This window comes from Sphingomonas sp. Mn802worker (genome assembly GCF_000382485.1).
GTDB lineage: Bacteria > Pseudomonadota > Alphaproteobacteria > Sphingomonadales > Sphingomonadaceae > Sphingomonas.
On the sequence record NZ_AORY01000002.1, the window covers coordinates 256,449 to 280,133 of the forward strand.

At 67.3% G+C, this 23,685-nt stretch carries 27 protein-coding genes; 13 read left to right on the top strand and 14 right to left on the bottom strand.

Going from position 1 to position 23,685, the window contains the following annotated elements; translation table 11 throughout:
- Nucleotides 1-136: 136 nt before the first annotated feature.
- The 5 genes from SMN802W_RS0103095 (at nucleotide 137) to SMN802W_RS0103115 (ending at nucleotide 4,396) form a co-directional block, all read left to right on the top strand.
- The gene (locus SMN802W_RS0103095) at nucleotides 137-1,615 is read left to right on the top strand and encodes a SulP family inorganic anion transporter (protein WP_051083462.1); all 1,479 of its coding nucleotides are present in this window, start codon (nucleotides 137-139) and stop codon (nucleotides 1,613-1,615) included.
- Between the two features lie 143 nt (nucleotides 1,616-1,758).
- Nucleotides 1,759-2,604, top strand: a complete 846-nt coding sequence (locus tag SMN802W_RS0103100) for a TorF family putative porin (RefSeq protein ID WP_019515428.1) — start codon at nucleotides 1,759-1,761, stop codon at nucleotides 2,602-2,604.
- Nucleotides 2,605-2,700: 96 nt separating this feature from the next.
- Nucleotides 2,701-3,597: a tetratricopeptide repeat protein gene (locus SMN802W_RS0103105; RefSeq protein ID WP_019515429.1), complete on the top strand. Its 897-nt coding sequence runs from the start codon at nucleotides 2,701-2,703 to the stop codon at nucleotides 3,595-3,597.
- Nucleotides 3,594-4,211, top strand: a complete 618-nt coding sequence (locus tag SMN802W_RS0103110) for an LON peptidase substrate-binding domain-containing protein (RefSeq protein WP_019515430.1) — start codon at nucleotides 3,594-3,596, stop codon at nucleotides 4,209-4,211. The genes SMN802W_RS0103105 and SMN802W_RS0103110 overlap by 4 nt, the downstream gene beginning before the upstream one ends.
- Nucleotides 4,208-4,396, top strand: a complete 189-nt coding sequence (locus SMN802W_RS0103115; RefSeq protein ID WP_019515431.1) for a Trm112 family protein — start codon at nucleotides 4,208-4,210, stop codon at nucleotides 4,394-4,396. Before SMN802W_RS0103110 ends, SMN802W_RS0103115 begins: the two co-directional genes overlap by 4 nt.
- 10 nt (nucleotides 4,397-4,406) lie before the next feature.
- On the opposite strand, the gene msrA is transcribed toward SMN802W_RS0103115, so the two are convergent.
- From msrA to pabB, 4 genes are all read right to left on the bottom strand, one after another.
- Nucleotides 4,407-5,051, bottom strand: coding sequence for a peptide-methionine (S)-S-oxide reductase MsrA (gene msrA, locus SMN802W_RS0103120; RefSeq protein WP_026325684.1), 645 nt, complete (start codon nucleotides 5,049-5,051; stop codon nucleotides 4,407-4,409).
- Nucleotides 5,052-5,090: 39 nt separating this feature from the next.
- Nucleotides 5,091-5,225: a hypothetical protein gene (locus SMN802W_RS18795; RefSeq protein WP_019515433.1), complete on the bottom strand. Its 135-nt coding sequence runs from the start codon at nucleotides 5,223-5,225 to the stop codon at nucleotides 5,091-5,093.
- A gap of 255 nt (nucleotides 5,226-5,480) precedes the next feature.
- Nucleotides 5,481-6,680, bottom strand: a complete 1,200-nt coding sequence (locus SMN802W_RS0103130) for a pyridoxal phosphate-dependent aminotransferase (protein WP_019515434.1) — start codon at nucleotides 6,678-6,680, stop codon at nucleotides 5,481-5,483.
- Nucleotides 6,681-6,734: 54 nt separating this feature from the next.
- Nucleotides 6,735-8,489: an aminodeoxychorismate synthase component I gene (gene pabB / locus SMN802W_RS0103135; RefSeq protein ID WP_019515435.1), complete on the bottom strand. Its 1,755-nt coding sequence runs from the start codon at nucleotides 8,487-8,489 to the stop codon at nucleotides 6,735-6,737.
- A gap of 147 nt (nucleotides 8,490-8,636) precedes the next feature.
- Here pabB and SMN802W_RS0103140 point away from each other — a divergent pair, with 147 nt between their 5' ends.
- On the top strand, nucleotides 8,637-9,299 hold the full coding sequence (locus SMN802W_RS0103140; RefSeq protein WP_019515436.1) for an MBL fold metallo-hydrolase: 663 nt from the start codon (nucleotides 8,637-8,639) through the stop codon (nucleotides 9,297-9,299).
- A gap of 27 nt (nucleotides 9,300-9,326) precedes the next feature.
- Here the strand turns inward: SMN802W_RS0103140 and SMN802W_RS0103145 are convergent, their stop codons facing one another.
- The gene (locus SMN802W_RS0103145; RefSeq protein ID WP_019515437.1) at nucleotides 9,327-9,770 is read right to left on the bottom strand and encodes an MAPEG family protein; all 444 of its coding nucleotides are present in this window, start codon (nucleotides 9,768-9,770) and stop codon (nucleotides 9,327-9,329) included.
- A gap of 201 nt (nucleotides 9,771-9,971) precedes the next feature.
- Between SMN802W_RS0103145 and rpmF the strand changes: the two genes are divergently transcribed.
- From rpmF to SMN802W_RS0103170, 5 genes are all read left to right on the top strand, one after another.
- A complete protein-coding gene (gene rpmF / locus SMN802W_RS0103150; protein WP_026325685.1) occupies nucleotides 9,972-10,151 on the top strand; it encodes a 50S ribosomal protein L32 in 180 nt (59 codons plus the stop codon).
- Between the two features lie 72 nt (nucleotides 10,152-10,223).
- Nucleotides 10,224-11,258 carry a phosphate acyltransferase PlsX gene (gene plsX / locus SMN802W_RS0103155; RefSeq protein ID WP_019515439.1) on the top strand — a complete coding sequence of 345 codons (1,035 nt, stop codon included), beginning with the start codon at nucleotides 10,224-10,226 and terminating at the stop codon, nucleotides 11,256-11,258.
- Nucleotides 11,255-12,235 (top strand): beta-ketoacyl-ACP synthase III, encoded by a 981-nt coding sequence (locus SMN802W_RS0103160; RefSeq protein ID WP_019515440.1) that lies wholly within the window; start codon nucleotides 11,255-11,257, stop codon nucleotides 12,233-12,235. The genes plsX and SMN802W_RS0103160 overlap by 4 nt, the downstream gene beginning before the upstream one ends.
- Nucleotides 12,236-12,332: 97 nt before the next feature.
- On the top strand, nucleotides 12,333-12,632 hold the full coding sequence (locus SMN802W_RS0103165) for an integration host factor subunit alpha (RefSeq protein WP_026325686.1): 300 nt from the start codon (nucleotides 12,333-12,335) through the stop codon (nucleotides 12,630-12,632).
- 13 nt (nucleotides 12,633-12,645) lie between these two features.
- Nucleotides 12,646-13,050, top strand: a complete 405-nt coding sequence (locus SMN802W_RS0103170) for a MerR family transcriptional regulator (protein ID WP_019515442.1) — start codon at nucleotides 12,646-12,648, stop codon at nucleotides 13,048-13,050.
- A gap of 6 nt (nucleotides 13,051-13,056) precedes the next feature.
- Here the strand turns inward: SMN802W_RS0103170 and SMN802W_RS0103175 are convergent, their stop codons facing one another.
- From SMN802W_RS0103175 to sucC, 5 genes are all read right to left on the bottom strand, one after another.
- Nucleotides 13,057-13,728 (bottom strand): phytanoyl-CoA dioxygenase family protein, encoded by a 672-nt coding sequence (locus SMN802W_RS0103175; RefSeq protein WP_037522990.1) that lies wholly within the window; start codon nucleotides 13,726-13,728, stop codon nucleotides 13,057-13,059.
- Between the two features lie 375 nt (nucleotides 13,729-14,103).
- Nucleotides 14,104-15,033 carry an electron transfer flavoprotein subunit alpha/FixB family protein gene (locus SMN802W_RS0103180; protein ID WP_019515444.1) on the bottom strand — a complete coding sequence of 310 codons (930 nt, stop codon included), beginning with the start codon at nucleotides 15,031-15,033 and terminating at the stop codon, nucleotides 14,104-14,106.
- 21 nt (nucleotides 15,034-15,054) lie between these two features.
- Nucleotides 15,055-15,804 carry an electron transfer flavoprotein subunit beta/FixA family protein gene (locus SMN802W_RS0103185; RefSeq protein WP_019515445.1) on the bottom strand — a complete coding sequence of 250 codons (750 nt, stop codon included), beginning with the start codon at nucleotides 15,802-15,804 and terminating at the stop codon, nucleotides 15,055-15,057.
- 176 nt (nucleotides 15,805-15,980) lie between these two features.
- A complete protein-coding gene (locus SMN802W_RS18800; protein ID WP_019515446.1) occupies nucleotides 15,981-16,112 on the bottom strand; it encodes a hypothetical protein in 132 nt (43 codons plus the stop codon).
- The gene (sucC, locus tag SMN802W_RS0103195; RefSeq protein ID WP_019515447.1) at nucleotides 16,109-17,308 is read right to left on the bottom strand and encodes an ADP-forming succinate--CoA ligase subunit beta; all 1,200 of its coding nucleotides are present in this window, start codon (nucleotides 17,306-17,308) and stop codon (nucleotides 16,109-16,111) included. Before sucC ends, SMN802W_RS18800 begins: the two co-directional genes overlap by 4 nt.
- A gap of 195 nt (nucleotides 17,309-17,503) precedes the next feature.
- Between sucC and SMN802W_RS16280 the strand changes: the two genes are divergently transcribed.
- Entirely contained in the window at nucleotides 17,504-20,209 is a 2,706-nt protein-coding gene (locus SMN802W_RS16280; protein WP_019515448.1) for an ATP-dependent DNA helicase, read from the top strand.
- 14 nt (nucleotides 20,210-20,223) lie between these two features.
- Nucleotides 20,224-20,763, top strand: coding sequence for a SixA phosphatase family protein (locus SMN802W_RS0103205; RefSeq protein ID WP_026325688.1), 540 nt, complete (start codon nucleotides 20,224-20,226; stop codon nucleotides 20,761-20,763).
- A 3-nt stretch (nucleotides 20,764-20,766) separates the two neighbouring features.
- Here the strand turns inward: SMN802W_RS0103205 and SMN802W_RS0103210 are convergent, their stop codons facing one another.
- The 4 genes from SMN802W_RS0103210 to SMN802W_RS0103225 all read right to left on the bottom strand — a co-directional run bounded on the left by SMN802W_RS0103210 (nucleotide 20,767) and on the right by SMN802W_RS0103225 (nucleotide 23,646).
- Nucleotides 20,767-21,477: a GIN domain-containing protein gene (locus SMN802W_RS0103210; RefSeq protein ID WP_019515450.1), complete on the bottom strand. Its 711-nt coding sequence runs from the start codon at nucleotides 21,475-21,477 to the stop codon at nucleotides 20,767-20,769.
- Between the two features lie 48 nt (nucleotides 21,478-21,525).
- Nucleotides 21,526-22,248 (bottom strand): head GIN domain-containing protein, encoded by a 723-nt coding sequence (locus SMN802W_RS0103215; RefSeq protein WP_026325689.1) that lies wholly within the window; start codon nucleotides 22,246-22,248, stop codon nucleotides 21,526-21,528.
- Nucleotides 22,249-22,298: 50 nt separating this feature from the next.
- Nucleotides 22,299-23,021: a GIN domain-containing protein gene (locus tag SMN802W_RS0103220; protein WP_026325690.1), complete on the bottom strand. Its 723-nt coding sequence runs from the start codon at nucleotides 23,019-23,021 to the stop codon at nucleotides 22,299-22,301.
- Between the two features lie 91 nt (nucleotides 23,022-23,112).
- On the bottom strand, nucleotides 23,113-23,646 hold the full coding sequence (locus tag SMN802W_RS0103225) for a CarD family transcriptional regulator (protein WP_019515453.1): 534 nt from the start codon (nucleotides 23,644-23,646) through the stop codon (nucleotides 23,113-23,115).
- Nucleotides 23,647-23,685 lie beyond the last annotated feature (39 nt).

The window sequence follows — 23,685 nt, forward strand, 5'->3', positions numbered from 1 at the left end:
CAACAGCAACGCCCGGTTGATACTCGGTCACATTCGACAAGGATGGGGAGAGTGGCTCGTGGTGTCAGCTGTTGCGCTCGCGGATGCCGCCCGGCCCGGCGTATCGGTCCCATCCCGACAGTTCTTCGCGCGTGACCTGACCGCGTCGATCGTCGTCTTTCTGGTCGCGATGCCGCTCTGCATGGGAATCGCGGTCGCCTCGGGCGTGTCGCCGGAGAAGGGGCTGATCACCGGTATCATCGGCGGCCTCATCGTCGGGATGCTGGCCGGATCGCCCTTGCAGGTCAGCGGCCCCGCGGCCGGCCTCGCCGTCATCGTCTATGAACTGGTGCGCGATCAGGGGCTGAGCGCGCTCGGGCCGATCCTGCTGCTCGCGGGCGCGATCCAGCTGATGGCGGGCATCTTCCGCCTCGGCGGCTGGTTTCGCGCCATCTCGCCTGCAGTGGTGCACGGCATGCTCGCCGGCATCGGCGTGCTGATCGTTGCGGGGCAATTTCACGTCCTGTTCGATGCCAAACCGTTACCGAGCGGATTGCAGAACCTGTCGGCGGCGCCTGCGCGGCTGTTCGGCCTGTCGCCGTTCAACCTTCAGGCGACCGAGATCGCGTTCGGCATCGGCCTTGCCACCATCGCCGCGATGCTGGCGTGGGAGAAGTTCCGCCCGGCCTCGCTTCGGCTGTTGCCCGGCGCGCTGGTCGGCGTGCTGACGGGAACGCTACTCGCGGTCACGCTCGGGCTCGATGTGGCGCGCGTGCAGGTGCCCGCCTCGATCACCGCCGCGCTTGCGCCGCCCGCCGCCGGCTTCTGGGCGCAGTGGCTTGATCCCGCGATCCTGACCGCCGCGCTCGCGATCGCATTCATTGCTTCGGCCGAAACGCTCTTGTCCGCCGCGGCAGTCGACAAGATGCACGACGGTGTGCGCACCGACTATAACAAGGAACTGCGTGCGCAGGGTGTCGGCAACATGCTGTGCGGACTCGCCGGATCGTTGCCGATGACGGGCGTGATCGTGCGCTCGTCCGCCAACGTGCAGGCGGGCGCGGTGACGCGCGCGTCGGCGATCCTGCACGGCGCGTGGATCCTCGGCTTCGTTGCACTTCTGCCGTGGCTGCTGCGCGAGATCCCGATGGCGGCGCTCGGCGCGATCCTGGTCGTGACCGGCTTTCGCCTCGTCAGCCTCGACCATGCACGGCATCTGATGCGCGACCACGGGCTACTGCCGGTGCTGATCTGGGCAGCGACGCTGATCACCGTCGTCACCACTGATCTGTTGACCGGCGTGCTGGTCGGCATCGCGCTCACCACGCTGGAGCTGGTGCCACATCTCAGCCGTCTGCGGCTGCGTGTGGTGGAGGGTGGCGATGCCGAGCGTCACGCGATCGCGCTGAACGGCACGGCGACGTTCCTGACGCTGCCGAAACTGTCCGACACGCTCGACCGCGCACCCGCGGGCACGCCCGTCGCACTCGATGTCTCGGGCCTGCGTGCAGCCGACCATACCAGCGCGGAGATGCTGCGCGACTGGCTGCAGCGGCGGCGTCAGGCGGGCGGCAGCGTCGACGTGACCGGTGCCAGTGGCAGGATCGCCACACTGACCGCCGCCGCGGCGCATTGATGCACGTTGCCGCTTGATGTGAAGGAAAACGCCCGATAGCTTTCCCTTCGCAGGTGCAGCACTGCCCGCTCAACTGGTGAGAGCCGTGAGTGAGAGCAAGCGTGCCGGCAAGCAGGAGGAGCCTCTACAACAAGGAGGTTCCGATGAAGTACGTTCTGATATCCGCGCTCGCCCTGTTAGGTGTCGCAACGCCTGCCGTCGCGCAGGAAACCGCCCCGCCGAAGCCCGTCACCGTGACGGGGAGCGTTGCGCTTTTGACCGACTACCGCCTGCGCGGCGTGTCGCAGACCGACAAGGAAGGCGCGATCCAGGGCGGGATCACCATCACGCACGAAAGCGGTTTGTACGGCGGCGCCTGGGCGTCGAACCTCGCGGGCTGGGGTACGTTCGGCGGCTCGAACATGGAGCTCGACCTGATCGGCGGGTACAAGGTGCCGATCGGCGGCGGCGCGGCGCTCGACGTCGGACTGACGTGGTATATGTATCCGGGCGGCGCATCGAAGACCGACTTCGCCGAACCCTTCGCCAAATTGTCGGGCACGGTGGGTCCGGCCTCGCTGCTGGTCGGCGTCGCCTATGCGCCCAAGCAGGAGGCGATCGGCAAATGGTACAATTCCGCTGCCGACTATGCCACCGGCATCCCCAACCGCCCCAACAAGAAGAACGACAACCTCTACCTGTGGGGTGACGCCGCCGCCGCGATCCCGACGACGCCCGTGACGCTGAAGGCGCATCTGGGTTATTCGAAGGGCAATTCGGGTCTCGGCCCCAACGGCACGAGCCCGGCGCCGACGGGCGAGTATCTCGACTGGATGCTCGGCGCCGATCTCGCCATCCACGGCACGCCGCTGACGCTCAGCGCGGCCTATATCGATACCGACATCAGCAACCGCGAATCAGCCTACCTCAAGCCCAATTTCGCCAGCACCAAGAACGGCAGCACGATTGCGGGGTCGACCGCATTGTTCTCGATCAGCGCGGCATTCTGAGGCGACGCAAACGAGCGGGGAGGGGGGTTTGTATCCCCGTCCCCGTTCCCACATAAGGGCGCACGCAATCAGGAGCAGCCCTTGGCGACGTTAGGCATGTCACCGGCCGAGAAAGAGGCCATTCAATCATTCCGCTCGGACGTCGTCGAGCCGTCGATGACCAAGCTGGTCATTATCGATTTCTGGGCCGAGTGGTGCGGGCCGTGCAAGGCGCTGACCCCCGTGCTGGAAAAGGTCGCCGAGGCCTATGCCGACAAGGGTGTCGTGCTGGCGAAGGTCGATACCGACAAGAACCAGTTCATCGCGGCGCAATTCCAAATCAAGTCGATCCCGACCGTCTACGCGATGTTCCAGGGACAACTGGTCGCCGACCTGACCAGCGCACGCACCGAATCGCAGCTGCGCACGATGCTCGATCAGCTGCTGCGCCAGTTGCCGATCGAAGGCGAGGCGCAGTCGCAGGAGGCCGAGCTGGAGCCCTTGGTGCAGATGGGCGAGGACGTGCTGGCCTCCGGCGATGCCGAGCGTGCGCTGTCGATCTTCGATCAATTGGCCGAGATGGCGCCCGAGCATCATGCGGTCGTCTCGGGCCGCGTCCGCGCGCTGGTGGCGCTGGGGATGATCGATGAGGCGGAAGCGATGATCGCGGCGATGCCCGACGATCTGGCCAAGCTGCCCGACATCGAGCGCGCGCGCGCGGCACTGGCACTCGCGCGGTCGGCACCTGCGGTCGACGATCTCGCGCCCCTGCACGCTGCGGTCGCCGCCGACCCCGACAATTACCAGGCGCGCTTCGACCTCGCCAACGCGCAGATGGCGGCGGGTGACCGCGACGCCGCCGCCGACGGCTTCCTCCACATCACCGCCGCCGATCGCGCATGGAACGAGGGCGCCGCACGTCAGCAGCTGCTCAAGCTGTTCGAGGTCGTCGGGCTCGAGGATCCGTGGGTCTCGGCGCAGCGCCGCCGGCTGTCGGCGATCCTGTTCGGATGACGCGCACGCGGCTTTCGATCTTTCCGCTACCCGGCGCGCTGCTGTTCCCCGGCATGCACCTGCCGCTCCACATCTTCGAGCCGCGCTACCGCGCGATGATGTCGGACGCGATGGCCCGCGACCGCCGCATCGGGATGATCCAGCCGCGCCCTGACAGCGACCCGCAGGACCCCGATCTGTTCGACATCGGCTGCGTCGGGCGGATCGCCGAGTTCGAGGCGATGGAGGACGGGCGCTACAATCTGATCCTTGAAGGCGTGGCGCTGTTCCGCGTTGTGGACGAGCTCGACGTCTCGACCGCGTTCCGACAGGTCGAGGCGGAGTTGCTGCCGGTCGAAGGCGACCAGACACTGGCGCTGGGCGAGCGTGCCTCGCTCGAACTCGAATCGAAGCGATTTGCCGAGGCGCTGGGCTATGCGGTTGACTGGGACTCGGTTGGTCGGCTCGACGATGCCGCGCTGGTCAACGGTGTCGCGCAGATCGCACCATTCGATGTCGCGGCAAAACAGGCGCTGCTCGAATCGAAGGGCATCTCGGCGCGCTGCGAGTTGCTGGTGCAATTGATGCAATTCTTTGGCCGCCACGATGGCGATGAGCGGGTCACGCTTCAGTGAGCGGGGCTGCCATAACAGGCGAGCTCGACCCGTGGTTGCTGGATAAGCTCGTCTGTCCGGTAACGCGCACGCCGCTACGCTACGATCGTCATGCAGGCGAGTTGATCTCTGACGCCGCCGGCGTCGCATACCCGATCCGCGACGGTGTCCCGGTCATGCTGATCGAGGAAGCACGCGCGTTGTAGGCTAAGCGGCTCAGACCGCCAGCTTCGGAAATCCTGCGCGAAAAGCCGCTACCTTGGGCCTGTCCCACGTCACGATATACGGATGTGTTGGATTCCGGTCGAAGAAGTTCTGATGGTACGCCTCGGCCGGGAAGAAGGCGCCACGCTCGACCTTAGTTGCGATCGCGCGCGGAAACACGTGGGCGTTGCTCAACTGGTGGATGTACGCCGCGGCAACGCGTGCTTGATCGGGTGATTGCGCGAAGATTGCCGAACGATAGCTGGTGCCGCTGTCCGGTCCCTGCCGGTTTACCTGCGTCGGATCATGCGCGATCGAAAAGTAGACACGCAGCAGCGTTGCATAGCTGACCTGCCGCGGATCGTAGCTGATGCGAACCGCCTCGGCATGGCGCGTCGTCTCGCTGCTGACCGCAGTGTAATTGGCGGTCGCGCGCGTGCCGCCGGCGTAGCCCGCGGTGACCGACTTCACCCCGCGCACATGCTCGAACACCGCTTCCATCCCCCAGAAGCATCCCCCGGCGAGCACTGCGGTCTGCATCCCCGTACCGGCGGGCACGTCCACGGCCGCGACGGGGATCGGCACCGCGCGCTCAGCCTGTGCGGTTCCACAGGCGCTCAACATCAGCGCGGCGGCTAGGAGAGGGCGATAGTTCATTTTACGTATATAGGTCAGCGACTTGCGTGCTGCCAGAGGTCAGCGTTCCGCGTGAACGGCAGGCTGGTGCACCGGGTTCGCCGATGCGGCGGGTTGCAGCGCCAACAAGCCAGCCGCGCCGATCGCGAACCCACCGGCGAACTGCCAGAAGAAGCTGGTCTTGAAGAGGCGCATCGGTCGTGTTCCTGCTGCGATCCGCCCACCCGCTCATAACGAACGCGCAATGCGGACCCGGTTTCCATATGGTCGAAATAGGCTGGCGAGGATGAACCGACGCTGGTTCTCCTGTTCATCTGCCAGCGATGTAGACGCGAGCGCTACCCAGCGGCAATGTGAACGATCGAAAGTGATCGTTTCACGATCCGGCGATCAGCGAGTTGTGACAGGTGGGAGATGGGCCAAAGATGCGCCGTTAGACTCGCCGCCGGATCAGCGCAACGCCGCGCACGCTTGCTGGATGCGCGTGCACGCCTCGGTCAGCAGCGCCTCTGACGTCGCATAGCTGATCCGCATCGCAGGCGAGAGGCCGAACGCGACACCCTGAACCGCCGCGACGCGCGCATCGTCGAGCAGATAGCCGACGAAGTCGCTGTCGCTCTCGATCCGCTGACCCTTGGGTGTCGTCTTGCCGATCACGCCCGCGACGCTCGGGTAGACGTAGAAAGCGCCTTCCGGTGTCGGGCAGATGATGCCTTCCGCCTCGTTGAGCATCCCGACCACCAGATCGCGCCGCGCCTGGAACGCGCGCGCGCGCTCGGCCAGAAACGACTGGTCGCCCGTCAGCGCGGCGACCGCCGCCGCCTGCGCGATCGAGCACGGATTGCTGGTCGATTGCGACTGCAGCTTCGCCATCGCCTTGATCAGCCACGGCGCACCGGCGGCGAACCCGATCCGCCATCCGGTCATCGCATACGCCTTGGAACAGCCGTTGACGGTCAGCGTCCGCTCGTAAAGCGACGGGCACACTTCGGCGATCGTCGCGAAGCGGAAGTCGTCGTAGACGATGTGCTCGTACATGTCGTCGGCGAACACCCAGACATTCGGATGGCGTTCGAGCACCGCGCCCAACGCCTTCAGTTCCTCCACCGTGTAGGCGGCGCCGGTCGGGTTCGACGGCGAGTTCAGGATCACCCACTTGGTGCGCGGCGTGATCGCGCGCTCCAGCATCTCCGGCGTCAGCTTGTAGCCGTACTCCGCACCCGCCGGTACGACCACCGGGGTGCCGCCCGCGAACTGCACCACATCGGGGTAGCTGACCCAATAGGGCGCGGGGATGATGACCTCGTCGCCCGCCTCGACGGTCGCGACCAGCGCGTTGAACAAAGTGTGCTTGCCGCCGACGTTCACACTGATCTGCGGCGCTGAGTAGGTCAGCTTGTTGTCGCGCGCGAACTTCGCGACGATCGCGTCCTTCAACTCGGGCGTGCCGTCGACGTTGGTGTACTTCGTCTTCCCGTCGCGGATCGCCTGGATCGCGGCTTCCTTGACGAACTCGGGCGTATCGAAATCGGGCTCGCCGGCCCCAAGCCCGATCACGTCGACGCCCGCGCGCTTCAGCTCCATCACGCGGCTGGTGATCGCGAGTGTGGGGGACGGCGAGATGCGATCGAGCGCGGCGGAGGTCTTCACAGGGCAAACCCTTCGTGTACGGAAAATGCGCGTGGGCCTATGGAACGCGCACGCTTATTTCGCAACCGCGGGATGCTCTTCGATCAAGCGCGCCGGCATCAATCCGCGCAAGCTGTTGCCGAGAAAGAAGCCGTCACGCAAATCCGCGATCCGCAGCACCGCCTCACGCGCGCGGCCGCTCTCGATCAACTCGGCCCGCAACACGCCCGGCAACAGCGCACCCACCGCCGGCGTCAACAGCATATCGTCGCACGGCACGAACACCGAGGTGTAGCTGCCCTCGGTTAGCGTCCCGTCAGGCGCGACGAACACCACCTCCTCGTATCCGCTCGTACGCCGCGCCACGTCGTAGAAGGCGCGGTCGCTCGTCTTGTGCCGCAGCCGCCAATCGGCCGGATCGACCGGCAGCGGCACGGCCGCGACCGCGATCGGCGTCGCGCGGATCGGCGGCAGCGGCGACACCTGGACCGACACCGCGCCACTCTTCGCCAACAACATCCGCACGCGCGCCGGCCCGCGCAGGCGGAAGGTTGCCGCCTGAAGCTCGTTGCGCGCATCGTGGCGATCGAACGCGAAGCCGAGTGCCACCGCGCTGTCCTTCATCCGCGACAGATGCCGCTCGATCAGCGCGATCCCCTCCATCGGATCGAACGCCATCGTCTCGATCAGGTCGAAGTGGCGCTCAGTCCGCGCGAGGAACGCGCCCTTCGCCAGTGCCTCGTCCCATTCCGCGTCGGCGGTCGAATCCGCAACGATCCCGCCGCCCAGCCCAATGGTCGCGCTTGTGCCGTCCGCGGACAGCGCCAGCGTGCGAATCGCAACGTTGAACATCGCGTCGCCATTCGCGTCGATCCGCCCGATCGCTCCGGTGTAAAGCCCACGCGCGTCCTGCTCTATTCCGGCGAGAGCCTGCACTGCGCGCACCTTGGGCGCACCGGTGATCGACCCGCACGGAAACAGCGCCGACAGCACGTCGACCGCGTCGGCGCGCGGCGCTTTCGTCGCGGTCACCATAGAGGTCATCTGGTGCACCGTCGGGTACCGTTCCAGCGCGAACAGCTCCGGCACCGCGACACTGCCCGCCACCGCGACGCGCGACAGGTCGTTGCGCATCAGGTCGACGATCATCAGATTCTCGGCGCGTTGCTTCGGATCGCGCACCAGTGCGTCGGCGGCGGCGGCGTCCGCCTGCGAATCGGGCAGCCGCGGTGCAGTGCCCTTCATCGGGCGGCAGGTGAGGCGATCGCCCTCCAGCGCGAAGAACAGTTCGGGCGAGAAGGACAGGAAGGTCGCATCGCCGGTTGCGACGATCGCGCTCCACCCCCCACACGTCGCCGCGCGAAGTCGGGCGTAGAGCGCGATCGGATCGCCGATCACGTCCACCTCGGCGCGGAAGGTCAGGTTCGCCTGGTACAGGTCACCCGCCGCGATCAGCGCCTGCACGTGCGCGAACATCGCGTCATACTCGGCGCGCGTCACCCGCGGCCGCAGTGCACCGATCCACGCGCCGGCGGGATCGGGTAATAGTGCCGGCACGTCGACCGGCTCCCACCCGTCGAACAGCCCGAACCAGGCAAGCGGGGCATCGCTCTTGCGCGCCGCACCCATCGTGGGTTCGAATGCACCCGCCGCCTCGTACGACACGAACCCGGCGGCATCCCCGTCGTGCGCACGTACCGCCGCCAGCAGCGGGGCGATCTCTGCCGCCTCGTGCGCTGTCAGCACCGCGTGCGGATGGCGATACAGCCGCGCCGCCGCGCCGCCGTCGCGTGCGTCGTCCAGCAGGACGTAAGGGGGCTCGATCCGCATCTCACCGCGTGATGCCCGCGCCGCCGGGTGGCGGCAAGCGCGCAACCGCGGCTTTCAGGTCGCGTGGGCCTACGTTAACCGCGAATGTCGCCGTGTCATCGCCCGGCGACTTCTGGCAAGAGCCCGGCAAAGCGAAAGGCTTCCCGCATGACCAACGATATGCCCCCACTACGCGCCGCGATCATTCCGGTGACCGCGATCGAGCAGAATTGCACGCTGATCTGGTGCACGAAGACGATGCGCGCGGCGGTGATCGATCCCGGCGGCGACCTGCCGCGGATCAGGGCGGCGATCGCGCAGGCAGGCGTGACGGTCGAGAAGGTGCTGCTGACGCACGGCCACATCGACCACGCCGGGGAGGCGAGACCGCTCGCCGACGATCTTGGCGTCACGATCGAGGGGCCGCACGAGGACGACCGTTTCTGGCTAGCGCGGCTGGAGGATGATGGGCGTAACTGGGGCATCCGCGGCGTCAACACCGAGTCGGATCGCTGGCTGGTCGACGGCGACACGGTGAGCGTCGGCGAGCTGACCCTCGACGTCTATCACACGCCCGGCCACACCGCCGGGCACGTCATCTTCCATCACGCACCCTCGCGTTTCGCGCAGGTCGGCGACGTCCTGTTCCAGGGCTCGGTCGGGCGCACCGATCTGCCGCAGGGCAACCACAAGCAGCTGATCGAATCGATCGTCACCAAGCTGTGGCCGCTCGGCGACACGCACTTCATCCCCGGCCATGGCAAGCCCAGCACGTTCGCACACGAGCGGCAGCATAACATGTTCGTCAGCGATCGGGCGCTCGCCGCCTGATCGCGACTCGGGCGCGGCGATGCGCGTCTAGCCGCGCGTAGCGTCGATCGGCACCGTCGTGATTGCGCGATCCGAGCGCGCGTCACGGCCGTAGACCAGCACCAGCGCCCACACTGCCAGCCCTGCGAGCACCATCCAGGTCGCGACGATCCCGCCAGCCCGCAACGGATTGGGCGCTGCGCGGTCCATCCCCAGGCCATGCGCCACGCGTCCGGCCACGAACACCGCGCCTGCGGCCCACAACCACGTCGGCGATCCGCCTGCCAGCTCGATGCCGGCGAGCAGGATCAGCACGAAGGGCGCATATTCGACGAAATTGGCGTGCGCACGCACCGCTGTCTGCAACGGTCCTGCGCCACCATCGCCGACCATCACCTTGCCCTTGATCCGCCGCTGCGACACGCGCAGCGCCAGCCAGATGTTGATCGCGGCACACGCCGCGGCGATCGTCAGCGTCATCGGTAACAGCATGAGCGGACCCTTTCCCCTAAGGCGCGGACCGTGACATTACCGCCCCCCGGTTGCAACGCCGGCAGAATTGGCTATAGGCGCGTCACTTCGCGATGCGTGCCGATGTGCGGCTGCCTGCCGCGGCCGCCCTCGTGCCGGCTGTTCGGGTGACCTGCACGGCGCGCGTCGTTCAATACGTAACACTTGGATCAAGGTGCCGAAATGGCCGTCCCTAAGCGAAAGACCTCTCCCTCACGCCGTGGCATGCGCCGCGCGCACGACGCGCTGTCGATCTCGGCGTTTCAGGAATGCCCGAACTGTGGCGAGCTGAAGCGTCCGCATAATCTGTGCACCGCCTGCGGTCACTATAACGGCCGTGAGATCGTCTCGGTCGAGGCCTGAATGGGCTAAACGCGGACCCTTGTTGTCCGGGTTCGCGTTTGATTGCTGCGGTTGATTGGAGTGCCCCGTCTCATGTCCGACAGTTCCGTGATCGCCATCGATGCGATGGGCGGTGACAAGGGGCTGGAGGTCATGCTGGCGGGCGTTGCGCGTGCGCGTCGCCTGCACGACGGCCTGCGCTTCCTGTTGGTCGGCGAGGAGGCGGCGATTCGCGCCGGTCTCTCGCGCCACCCGAACCTGTCGCAGGCATCCGAGGTCATCCACGCCGCCGACGTGATCGCGGGCGAGGAAAAGCCGAGCCAGGCGCTGCGCCGCTCCAAGACTTCGTCGATGGGCGTGGCGATCGACTGCGTGAAAAAAGGGCGCGCCGGCGCCGCAGTGTCGTCGGGCAATACCGGCGCGCTGATGGCGATGGCGAAGCTCAGCTTGCGCACCATGCCCGGCATCGACCGCCCCGCGCTCGCCGCGCTCTTGCCGACGCTCGGCGACAACGACGTGGTCATGCTCGACCTCGGCGCCAACACCGAGTGCGACGCGCGCAACCTGACCCAGTTCGCCGTCATGGGTGCTGCCTATGCCCGGATCGTGCTCGAACTCGATCGACCGCGCGTCGCGCTGCTCAATATCGGCAGCGAGGATCAGAAGGGCACCGGCGAGATCAAGGACGCCGCGCAGATGCTGCGCGCCGCGACCCACCTGCCGATGAATTTCACCGGCTTCGTTGAGGGCGACCGTTTGTCGCGCGGCGACCACGACGTGATTGTCACCGATGGCTTCTCGGGCAACATCGCCTTGAAGACCGCGGAGGGCACTGCGCGCTTCGTCGCCGACTTGCTGCGCCGTGCCTTTTCCAGCTCGGCGCGATCGAAGATCGGCTTCCTGATCTCGCGCCCGGCGACCGACCTGCTGCGCAACCACCTCGATCCGAACAACCACAACGGCGCGGTCTTCCTGGGGCTGAACGGCCTCGTGCTGAAAAGCCACGGCAGCGCGAACGAGATCGGCGTTGCCACCGCGATCGGCAACGCCGCCAAGATGGTGAAGTCCGACCTCGCGCGCCGCATTGCCGAGGATTTGAGCAACATCGACGCGAAGGCTGCCGCATGATCCGCTCGGTCCTCCTCGGCACCGGCTCCGCGCTGCCCGCACGCCGCGTTTCCAACGCCGAGCTGGCCGAGCAGATCGATACCAGCGACGAATGGATCGTCGAACGCACCGGCATCCGCTTCCGTCACCTCGCCGGCCCGGAAGAGACCACCGCGACGCTCGCCTATGACGCGTCAAAGGCTGCGCTCGCCGCATCGGGGCTCGCCGCGCAGGACATCGACCTGATCGTCCTCGCCACCGCAACGCCCGACCAGACGTTCCCGGCGACCGCGACCAAGGTTCAGGCGCTGCTCGGCATAAACGATTGCGTCGCCTTCGACGTCGCGGCGGTCTGCTCGGGCTTCCTCTACGCGGTGCAGGTGGCGGACAGCATGATGCGCGCCGGTGCGCACCAACGCGCGCTGGTGATCGGCGCGGAAACGTTCAGCCGCATCCTCGACTGGGAGGATCGCACCACCTGTGTCCTGTTCGGCGACGGCGCGGGCGCGATCGTGCTTGAGGCGCAGGAAGGTGCCGACGACGTGTCGAGCCCCGACGCGCGCGGCATTCTCGCAGCGAAGCTCCACGCCGATGGACGCCACAACGACCTGCTTTATGTCGATGGCGGACCCTCGACCACCGGCACGGTTGGCAAGCTCCGGATGAAGGGGCGCGAGGTGTTCCGCCATGCCGTCACCAACCTGTCGGCGGTGATGGCGGAGGCATTGAAGGGCATCGATCTCACGCCCGATCAGGTCGACTGGGTCGTCCCGCACCAGGCCAACGCCCGCATCCTCGACGCGACCGCGCGCAAGCTCAACCTGCCGGCCGAGCGCGTGATCGTGACGGTCGATCAGCACGCCAACACCTCCGCCGCCTCGGTCCCGCTCGCGCTCGACACCGCGGTGCGCGACGGGCGGATCAGGCCCGGTCACCTCGTGGTGCTGGAGGCGATGGGCGGCGGCTTCACCTGGGGCGCGGCGGTGCTGCGCGTCTGAAGCGCCGGCTGTGCCGCTACGGGTGCAGCTGACGAGTCGACAAAACCGCTTCGGCTTTATACCACCGGACAACAGGCATGTGGGGGAACCGATGAGCATGACGGACGCGGGCACGCTGACGCGGGCCGACCTGGCCGAGGCGCTGCACAAGCAGATCGGTCTCTCGCGCGCCGATTCTGCCCGCGTGGTGGAGCAGATTCTCTCCAAGATGTGCGAAGCGCTGTCGCACGGCGAGAACGTCAAGATCTCGGGTTTCGGCACCTTCGTGCTGCGCGACAAGGGTGAGCGGATCGGCCGCAATCCCAAGACGGGCGTCGAAGTGCCGATCGCGCCGCGCCGTGTGCTCACCTTCCGCGCCAGCCAGATGATGCGCGACCGCATCATGGCCGCCGAGTGAGCGTGACTCGCCGGTGAGCCAGAACGGCTCGGACGAGGGCAGCAGCCGCGAGCGTGATACCGCGTCCAAGTCAGACACCGCCTTTCGCACCATCGGCGAGGTGACGCAGCTGACCGGCGTCGCACCGCACATCCTCCGCTATTGGGAGGGCCGATTTCCGCAGTTGAAACCCGTTACCCGCGCGGGCAACCGTCGCTACTACCGCCCGGCCGACGTCGCGCTTGTGCAGCGGATCGATCGGCTGCTCAACCGCGAGGGCTATACAGTGCGCGGCGTCCAGCAGTTGCTGTCGGGCGAGGGGAAGTCGGCGGCTACTGCTCCGAGCGCGGCAACCGCAACTGCGACCATGCCCGCGACACTCGACGCCATCCGCCTGATCCGCGACTACCTTCGCGAGGCGCTCGACGCCGACGGGTAGGGGGCGTCAGACGCCTAGCCAAGCGAGACCCGCCGGCAGCTTGGTTGCGGTATAGTCGACCTGAAGTACCCGGCGGTGCGCGTGCCCGCTGCTCGCAGCGGATGCGTGCAGAATAGGTGTGGCATAGGCCCAGACATCTCCCGCTGTGGCCAGGCACGTCATTATCCCACATGCGGCGACTGCGTCTGCGATATCGTCCTCCGCCACCAGCCCCAGCCGGTGCGATCCCGGCGCAACCAGCAGTGGTGCATTATCAGTGGGCGTGTCGTCCAGCTGGATGCGCAACGTCACCATCGCTTCGATCACTGCAAAAGGCGGTGCAACGTGAAGGATGCCTTGCTTGACGGTCCACGGGCCGTAGCTTGTGGTCTCTCGCCGCTCGCGTATCGCAATCGTACGATCCTGATGCCACCCGAGCGCCAAATTATCGTTCGGCCTCTTATCGAACATTATAGCGCGGACGGGCCGTGCCTCATCGCCCAAGTGGCGCGCGGCGATTGCCTGCATCGCACTTGTATCAAGGAGCGCCGACAAGCCCGAGGTGCCAAACAGCCGCGTTCCACCTGGGCGCCGCGGCAAGCTTTCAGCGAGTGCATGTAACCGGGACAGCAGCGTCAATGCGGCTCCGGCGTGAATCTCTAGACCGTCTATCGCCAGTGTTGGAGTGGATGATGGCATTGAGCAGCACGGTGACTCGGCCGCTGTCGCGAAGCACCGCGATGCACAGCATTGCCTCCACCTGATGAGATCGATGGAGAACGGGTAGCTGCCGACGAGACGCCTTAACGCCGACCTAAGAAGCTTTGGAGAGAAGCCGGTTCGACAGGTGTCTCAGCCACTCGGTCCGCCGGCATCTAAATACATCACTACCACTTAAGCGAAGATGGGTCGGCGAAGCGGCCTCGCCAGTGGCGCAAAGTAGATCGAGCAAGTACGCCGCGGGAGCAAGTCCTGCGTCGTCGGACGCTGCTGTGGCGGCGCCGGCCGAGCGGATGGATGCGCGCGACGCTTGCTCGCACGCACCCGCGGGGACGTTGCCCCGCCTTCCATCCTTTAAAGCTTCTCAGTCAGTTCCGGCACCAGCTTGAACAGGTCACCGACCAGGCCGATGTCTGCCACCTGGAAGATCGGCGCGTCCTCGTCCTTGTTGATCGCGATGATCGTCTTACTGTCCTTCATGCCGGCGAGGTGCTGGATCGCACCCGAGATACCGACCGCGACGTAGACTTCCGGTGCGACGATTTTGCCGGTCTGACCGACCTGATAGTCGTTGGGCACGTAGCCAGCGTCGACCGCCGCGCGGCTCGCGCCGACGCCGGCATGCAGCTTGTCGGCGAGCGGCTCGATCAGTTCGTGGAACTTCTCGCCCGAGCCGAGCGCGCGTCCACCCGACACGATGATCTTCGCGCTGGTCAGCTCAGGCCGTTCCGACTTGGCGAGCTCCTGGCTGCCGAAGGTCGCAAGACCCTTGTCGCCCGTCGATGCGACCGCCTCGATCGTGCCCGAGCCACCTTCGGTCCCGGCCTTCTCGAACGCGGTGCCGCGTACGGTGATGACCTTTTTCGCATCGGTGGTCTGCACGGTCGCGATCGCGTTGCCGGCGTAGATCGGGCGCGTGAACGTGTCCTCCCCCTCGACCGACAGAATGTCGCTGATCTGCATCACGTCGAGCAGCGCCGCGACACGCGGCGCGATCGACTTGCCCGATGACGTTGCCGGCACGACGAAGGCGTCATGGTGCCCCATCAGTTCGACGACCAGCGGCGCGACATTCTCGGCCAGCGCGTGCGCGTACGCGGTGTCATCGGCGACGTGAACCTTGCCGACGCCCGCAATCTTCGCCGCCGCCTGCGCTGCACCGTCGACGCCTTCACCTGCGACGAGGAGGTGGACCTCGCCCAGCTTCGCCGCCGCGGTCACGGCCGACAGCGTCGCGTCCTTCACGGTCGAACCATCGTGTTCGACCCACACCAGAGTCTTCATGTTCAGGTCCTTTCGGAAAAATCAGTTGGCGATGCCCATCGACTTCAGCTTGCCGACCAGTTCGTCGACGTCGGCGACCTTGATCCCGGCCTGACGCTTGGCGGGTTCGACCACCTTGAGCGTGGTGATGCGGGGGGAGACATCGACGCCGTAGTCGGCCGGCGTCTTCTGCGCCATCGGCTTCGACTTGGCCTTCATGATGTTGGGCAGCGACGCGTAGCGCGGCTCGTTGAGGCGCAGGTCGGTCGTGACGATCGCGGGCAGCTTGTACGTGTCGGTCTCCAGACCGCCGTCGACCTCGCGCGTGACAGTGGCGCTGTCAGCCGACAGCTCGACTTTCGACGCCGCAGTCGCCTGACCCCAGCCGAGCAGCCCGGCGAGCATCTGGCCCGTCTGGTTGTTATCGTCGTCAATCGCCTGCTTGCCGAGGATCACCAGACCCGGCTGCTCTTCCTCAACGATCTTCGCCAGCAGCTTGGCGACGCCCAGCGGCTCGACCTTGCCCTCGGTGACGACCAGCACCGCGCGGTCGGCACCCATCGCCAGCGCGGTGCGCAGCGTTTCCTGCGACTTCTGCTCGCCGATCGACACCGCGACGATCTCGGTCACGACGCCCTTCTCCTTCAGGCGAATCGCTTCCTCGACCGCGATCTCGTCGAAGGGGTTCATGCTCATCTTCACGTTGGCGAGGTCGACCCCCGACCCGTCCGCCTTCACGCGGGGCTTCACGTTATAGTCAAGCACGCGCTTGACCGGGACGATTACCTTCATCGAGGGATCCTCTTTCTATCCTTTGCGCACCTGTATCGGCGCGACAATTGGCGGTTTGCGGTCGTTTTCGCAAGTGCGGTATGGCCGGCGCGCGGAGAAGCGGCCTTGCCGTAACGGCGGCTTGTGGCTCCAACGACGAACGGCGCGGGTGTTTCCACCCGCGCCGTGACGAATCATCAGAACTTGGTCAGGACCATCGCCAGCAGCGCGCCCATCGAGGCGCCCTTGAGCCCGCTCAGCGCCAGTTGCCCGCCGCTCGGCGGACGTCTGACATGATCGCAGGCGGTGCGGTCCCGGCGTCGCCTCACGCCGCCTTTTGCACCTCGGCGACGATCTTTTTCGCCGCGTCGCCCAGGTCGTTGGCGGGCACGATCGCGAGGCCCGACTGGCTGAGGATTTCCTTGCCCTTATCGACGTTGGTGCCCTCAAGACGGACGACCAGCGGCACCGACAAATTCACTTCCTTTGCGGCCGCGACGATGCCCTCGGCGATGATGTCGCACTTCATGATGCCGCCGAAGATGTTGACGAGGATGCCCTTCACCGCCGGATCGGCCAGGATGATCTTGAACGCCGCGGTGACCTTTTCCTTCGATGCGCCGCCGCCGACATCGAGGAAGTTGGCCGGGAACATGCCGTTCAGCTTGATGATGTCCATCGTCGCCATCGCCAGACCGGCGCCGTTCACCATGCAGCCGATGTCGCCGTCGAGCTTGATATAGGCAAGGTCGTACTTCGACGCTTCCAGCTCGGCGGGATCCTCCTCGGTCTCGTCGCGCAGCTCCATCAGGTCCTTGTGGCGGAACATCGCATTGCCGTCAAAACCGACCTTGGCGTCGAGCACCATCAGCTTGTTGTCGTCGGTGACCGCGAGCGGGTTGATCTCGATCTGCTCGGCATCGCTGCCGAGGAACGCGTCATACAGCTTCGCGGCGACGGTCTGCGCCTGCTTGGCGAGATCCCCGGTCAGGCCGAGCGCGTTCGCGACCGCGCGGCCGTGATGAGGCTGGAACCCAGAGGCCGGATCGACCGAGAAGCTGTGGATCTTCTCCGGCGTGTTGTGCGCGACCGTTTCGATGTCCATGCCGCCTTCGGTCGACACGACGTAGCCGATGCGGCCCGAGGCGCGGTCGACCACCAGTGCCAAGTAGAATTCCTTGGCGATGTCGACGCCGTCGGTCACGTACAGGCGGTTGACCTGCTTGCCGGCGTCCCCGGTCTGAACCGTCACCAGCGTGTTGCCGAGCATTTCGGTCGCGGCGTGACGCACCTCGTCCTCGGTCTTGGCGAGGCGGACGCCGCCCTTTGCGTCAGGGCCGAGTTCCTTGAACTTGCCCTTGCCGCGGCCGCCGGCGTGGATCTGCGCCTTCACGACATAAAGTGGTCCCGGCAGCTTCTTCGACGCCTCGACGGCTTCCTCCACGCTCATCGCGGCGAAGCCCTGCGGCACGGCGACGCCGTATTTCGCGAGCAATTCCTTGGCTTGATATTCGTGGATGTTCATGGGGACGCCTCTCCGGATGGTGGCGGGTGGGAACGCTTTGCGATGCTCCTAAGCACAGCGGGCGCGCAGAATCCACCCCGCACCCGCAGTTCTCGCGCCTTGATGCGATTGCGAACCGTTTGCATGTCGAAGATCGTCGTCCAGGCGTGCTGATCCGGGTTGCCAATCTGTTCGCCGATGCGCACGTGAACGGGTGTGAGCGCGCTGCACTATCCCGCTTTGCATGCCAGCCATTCGGGTATCTGGGTGGCGCAGGACGGCATCACGCGCGAGGTGTCGCGCGGCGAAGCGATTCGGCTCGCCGCCGACACGCCGGTGATCCTGCTCAACGCCGCGTTGATTGGACAGCGGCTCGGCTACGCCGACCTGTCCGGGCTCGACCTGCTCGAGCTGTTCGCCTTTGTCCGCCCGGCGCGCTTCATGGTGCCGACGCCTAAGGGGCTCGCCGCCGCGACCGGGCTGAACGTGCCCGGTGACGACGCCGAGGTCGCGCCCTTTCTGCTCGAGGCGACCGAGCGCCTGCTGAGCGTGCCCGCGGGCGACTGGCCCGAGCGGGAAGGGGCGTGGACCGCGCTCCAGTCGCTTACCCGGTTGCGCTGGGCCTGGGCGCCGCCGCTCGCCCCCCACATCGCCAGGCCGTCCGCTCAGGAGCGCTGGCTGTTCACCCGCCTGCCCGAATGGGAGGAGCAGCCGCCACGGCCTGCGCCGCGCACGGTGACGATGCCGGAGGGCGCGGTGCTCGACCGGTTGGAGGAGCTGACCGGCGAGGGGGCCGAGCCGCGCGTCGGGCAGCAGCGCTTCGCCGCCGCCGCCGGCGCGGCCTTCGCGCCACGCTCGATCCGTGATGCCCCCAATCTGATGCTGGCGGAGGCGGGGACCGGCATCGGCAAGACGCTCGGCTATCTCGCCCCCGCGAGCCTATGGGCGGACGCCGCGGGTGGGGCGGTGTGGATCTCCACCTATACCAAGGCGCTGCAACGACAGCTGAGTGCCGAGACGCGCCGCGTCTACCCGGATGAGAGCGTGCGGCGCTCGCGCGTGGTGACGCGCAAGGGACGCGAGAACTATCTCTGCCTCTTGAACCTTGAGGACGCGCTGCAGGGCGGGTTCGCCGGACGCGCCGCGGTGCTGGCGCAACTCGTCGCACGCTGGGCGGCGTACAGCGCCGACGGGGACATGGTCGGCGGCGACCTGCCCGGCTGGTTGCCGACCTTGTTCCGCCGCAACGGCTCGACCGCGCTGACCGACCGGCGTGGCGAGTGCGTCTACGCCGGCTGCCCGCACTATCGGAAGTGCTTCATCGAGCGTGCCGCGCGCGCCTCGGTTCAGGCCGATCTGGTGATCGCCAATCACGCGCTCGTGATGGTCAACGCCGCGCGCGGCCGTGAGAGCGCGACGCGCCCGACCCGCTACGTCTTCGATGAGGGGCATCACCTGTTCGACGCCGCCGACATGATGTTCTCGACCGCGCTCACGGGGCAGGAGGCGATCGAGCTGCGCCGCTGGATCGTCGGCCCCGAAGGCGCCAGCCGCGGGCGACGGCGGGGGCTCGCCGCGCGCCTGTCCGACGTGGCGAGCTACGACGAGGCGGGCGGCGCGGCGATCGCCGATGCGGTCCGTGCGGCGGGCGCGCTCGCGGCTGACGGCTGGCAGCAGCGATTGGTCGACAACCAGCCGTTCGGCGCATTCGAGGTGTTGCTCGCCGCGGTACGCGGGATGGCCTACGCGCGCGCCAACGGGGCGGAGAACGCGGGCTACGGGCTCGAGACCGAACTGGCCGAGCCGACGCCCGAGCTGGTCGAGGCGGCGGCCGGCACGGTGCAGGCGCTGGATGCGCTCCACCGCCCGCTGGTCGTGCTCGGACGGCGGCTGGAGGCGGTGCTGACCGACGCGCCCGACTGGCTCGATGCGCCGGCGCGGGCGCGGGTGGAGGGCGCGCTCGCCTCGCTCGCCTGGCGGGTGGAGACGGTGTCGGCGTGGCTCGCGCTGCTCGCGCGGGTCGGTGGCCCCGCGACGCCGCAGTTCGTCGACTGGCTGATCGTCAACCGCATCGAAGGGCGCGAGACCGACATCGGGCTGCTGCGTCACTGGCTCGATCCGACCAAGCCATTCGCCGAGATCGTGCTGCGCCCCGCGCACGGTGCACTCGTCACCTCCGCGACGCTGACTGCGGGCGGCGATTGGGCGACCGCGGAGGCGCGTGTCGGCGCGACGCACCTCCAGCGCCCTGCCGACCGGTTCGAGGTCGCGAGTCCCTTCGACTACGCCGCCCATGCCGAGGTGCTGATCGTCACCGATGTGAAGCGCGGCGACCTGCCAGCGCTTGCCAACGCATACGCGCGGCTGATCGAGGCGGCAGGGGGTGGTACGCTGGGGTTGTTCACTGCGATCCGCCGGCTGCGCGCGGTCCATGCGCGCATCGCCGACCGGCTCGCGCGCGAAGGGCTGCCGCTCCATGCGCAGCACGTCGATCCGATCGACACCGGCACGTTGGTCGACATCTTCCGCGACGATCCGCACGCGAGCCTGCTCGGCACCGACGCGTTGCGCGACGGCGTCGACGTGCCCGGCGACTCGCTCCGGCTCGTGGTGATGGAGGGCGTGCCCTGGCCCAAGCCGACCGTGCTCCATGCCGCCAGGCGTCTTGAGGGCGGCGGCAGCGCCTATGACGATCGCATCGTGCGCGCGCGGCTGGCGCAGGCGTTCGGGCGGCTGATCCGGCGGCAGGACGATGCCGGCGCATTCGTGCTGCTCTCCGCCGCGATGCCCTCGCGGCTGCTCGACGCCTTTCCGCCCGGCGTGCCGATCCGTCGCCTGACGCTCGACGAAGCTGCGGCGCGCGTCGCCGAGCGGCTATCCACGCGTGACCAAATCGGGCAAGGAGCGCACCTGCCCGCTTGATGGAGGTTGGTCTGGTGAAGACGCTGACGCTGCTGCGCCACGCCAAGTCGGGCTGGGATGACGCGGTCGCGCGTGATTTCGACCGTCCGCTCAACCCGAAAGGCCGGCGCGCGGCGCAGACGATGGGACGCGAACTGCGCCGGCTTGGGCTCGGCTTCGATCACGTCATCGCCTCGCCTGCGGTTCGGGTCGAGCAGACCATCGATGGCGTCGAATCAGGTTACACGCGCGCGCTGTCGCCAGCATACGACCGCCGCATCTATCTCGCCTCCGCCGGCTCGCTGCTCGACGTGGTGCGAGAGACGGATGATGAGTACGCACGGCTGCTGCTGATCGGGCACAATCCGGGTTTGGAGGACCTCGTCCTGCTGCTCGCCCCCGACGAACCCGGCACGCTGCGCGACGACGTGGAGGAGAAGTACCCGACCGCGACGCTTGCCGAGCTGACCTTTGCGGTCGACCGCTGGGCTGAGGTCAAGGAGCGTGCCGGCACGCTGACCCGCTTCATCCGCCCGCGCGATCTCGATCCCGATCTGGGGCCGGGCGAGGATTGAACCTCAGCGCGCCGGCGCCGTCCCGCACGCCACCGGGCCACCCGCCGCCGCGCGCACGACGCACTTCGGATTGCCTGACACGGTGATGCGCCCCATGCCGTTGGAGGTGATCTGTGCGGAATAGCGTGCCGCCGCGCGCGTCTCGCCCGCGCCGTCCATCGACACGAACAGGTCGGCCGCCGACAGAGCGGCGGCATCGATCGATCCGGGTCCGTTGGTCAGCAACCGCACCTTGCTCGCGCGTCCGGCCAGGCGAAGCGCACCGCTGCCGATCACGCTCGCGTTGACCTGTTCCGCCACGATGTCGTCGACCGACATCGACCCCGTGCCCGTCACGCTCAGGTCGACCCGCTCGCCCTTCATCTGCGTCACCGACACCTTTGCGCCCGACAGCAGGCTCACCCCGCGTAAGCCAACCGTCGACAGCGTGAAGACCGGCGCCGCATCCGCACCGCGGCCGGCCCGGTCGCCGGTGCCGCGGTCGAGCCGCAGCGACAGCGTCCCGCCCTCGTTGCTCAGCCGCAATCGCTCCAGCAGCGCCGCGTCGGGCGCGCTTGCCGTGGCGCGCGGACTGGCGCCGATCGTGACCTGCACCTCGAACGGTCCGTCGACGCGGATGCGGTCGAAGCTGCCGATATTCCACACCCGGTCGGCCGCACCCGCAGGCGTGGCGACGAGTAGCGATAACAGGGCGAGCAGGCGAGCCGTGATCATGCGATCAGCGTCGCACCCCCGCGCCTCGCCGGCAAGCCGTCCGACGCGTCATCCGCCGCAGCGCACCGTCCCCGACCCGCTCTTACGCGTGGAGCAGCGTGCCGCCGGACCCAGGTCGATGTCGCCCGATCCGGCGAGCCGCACGTCGGCAGCGCCTCTGACATTCGCGCTGACATCGCCGGAGCCCGAAACTGAGACGGTCGCACGCGCTGCGCTCAGCCCGCGTGCCTGCACGTTCCCCGACCCCGCGATGCGGATCGTCAGCGCCTGCGCCTGCCCCGCCGCGGTCACGTCGCCCGAACCGGAGATGCCGAATTCGACCTCACCGGCGCGCATCTCGGCTATCGACAGATCGCCCGATCCGCTGATCGCACCGCGGAACCGAGGCCCTTCGGCGCGCGCGATGCGGATGTTGCCTGAGCCCGCGATCGCCGCTGCCTCGACCCGCGGCATGGTGACGATCACGCGTACGCTGCCCCGCGTCCACGACATGCCATTGCGCCGCCCGACGCGCAGGCTGTCGCCGTCACGCTGGATCACCAGCCGGTCGAGCAGCGCCGGATCACCCTCCGCGCGGACCGAATAGGGGCCGACACGCACGTCGACATTGTCCGGCCCTGCGAGCGCCACGCGCGTGAAATCGCGCGCGGCGTAGCTGCGGCTCGCACCATTGCCGTCGGGCGCAATGCCGTCCTGATTACCTGAGGCATAGGTGGCCGCCATGCCGCAGGCGGCGACCGGGATCAGCAAGGCAAGGGCGAGATAGCGCATCGACATATCCTCCAACTGTATTGATATGGTAATACACGTTGGACGTGCGATCAAGCGCCGCAGCGTACCCGTGCGCCGCCCATCTTCGTCACCTTGCAGCGCGCACGCGGCCCCAGGTCGATCATACCGCTGCCGACGCTCGACACCTGCGCCGGCCCGTCGACCAGCGTGACGACATTGCCCGATCCGGCGACCGACACCTCCGCCTGTGCGGCGTGCAACGCAGGCGCACGCAGCGAGCCCGATCCGCCGATCGAGACCTTCAGCACCTGCACGCGGCCGCCCGCCGCGACATTGCCCGCGCCGCCGATCGACACCTCTGCCTCGCGGGTGTCGAGCGCGCCGACGCTCAGCGTGCCGCGGCCGCCGACCGCGGCATTGAAGCGCGCGCCTGTCACGCGGTCGATGTTGATCGACCCGCTGCCGCCCAGCGCCGCCGAGGTCAGGTTGGGCACCGTTACCGTGAAGCGCACCTGCCGCTCCGCCGCCGCGTCACCCTTCGAACGCGGGTCGCGGCGCGTGATCTTGAGCGTATGGCCCTCCCGCTCGACGCGCATCGTCGCCAGCACGGCGGCGGGGCCATCGGCGTGGACCGACCAGGTTGGGCCGACGCGCACCTGCATCTGCGCACCGGTGCCAAGCACGATCGTGGAGAAATCGCGCAGCGCATAATCGACCGCGAAGCCGCTCGCCGCGGCACCGGCGCGTGTCGACGGCAGTGTCGCCAATCCGCAGGCGAGAACCGACAAGGCTAGAAACGAGAAAGAGCGCATCGCTTGAACCTCCAGCAGAACCGGGGAACAGCGATACGCTCTATCGACTACGCATGTAAACAGTTATTGTTTACAGCTGTGGTTGATCCGTTCAGGCGGGCTGCTTGTCCTTGTTGTAGATCGCCGCGGCCTTGCGCAGGATGTCGAGGATCTTCTCCTGCGCGGCCGGCTCATCGATCTGCTCCATCGCAGCGAGCTCGCGCGCCAGGCGGCTGCACGCGCCCTCGAAGATCTGCCGCTCGGAATAGCTCTGCTCGGGCTGGTCGTCGGCGCGGAACAGGTCGCGCACCACCTCGGCGATCGAGGCGAGGTCGCCCGAGTTGATCTTCGCCTCATATTCCTGTGCGCGCCTGGACCACATCGTGCGCTTGACCTTGGGCTTGCCCTTCAGCGTTTCCATCGCCTCGCGCATCGTCTTGTCCGACGACAGCTTGCGCATGCCGACGCTCTCGGCCTTGTTGGTCGGCACGCGCAGCGTCATGCGCTCCTTCTCGAAACGCAGCACGTAGAGCTCGAGCGCGATGCCCGCGATCTCCGATTTCTGCAGCTCGATCACGCGACCCACGCCATGCTTTGGGTAAACGACGTAATCGCCGACATCGAAGTGCAGAGCCTTGGCAGCCATCGCGGATCTTTCCAATTCTATGCCCCACATGATGGAAAC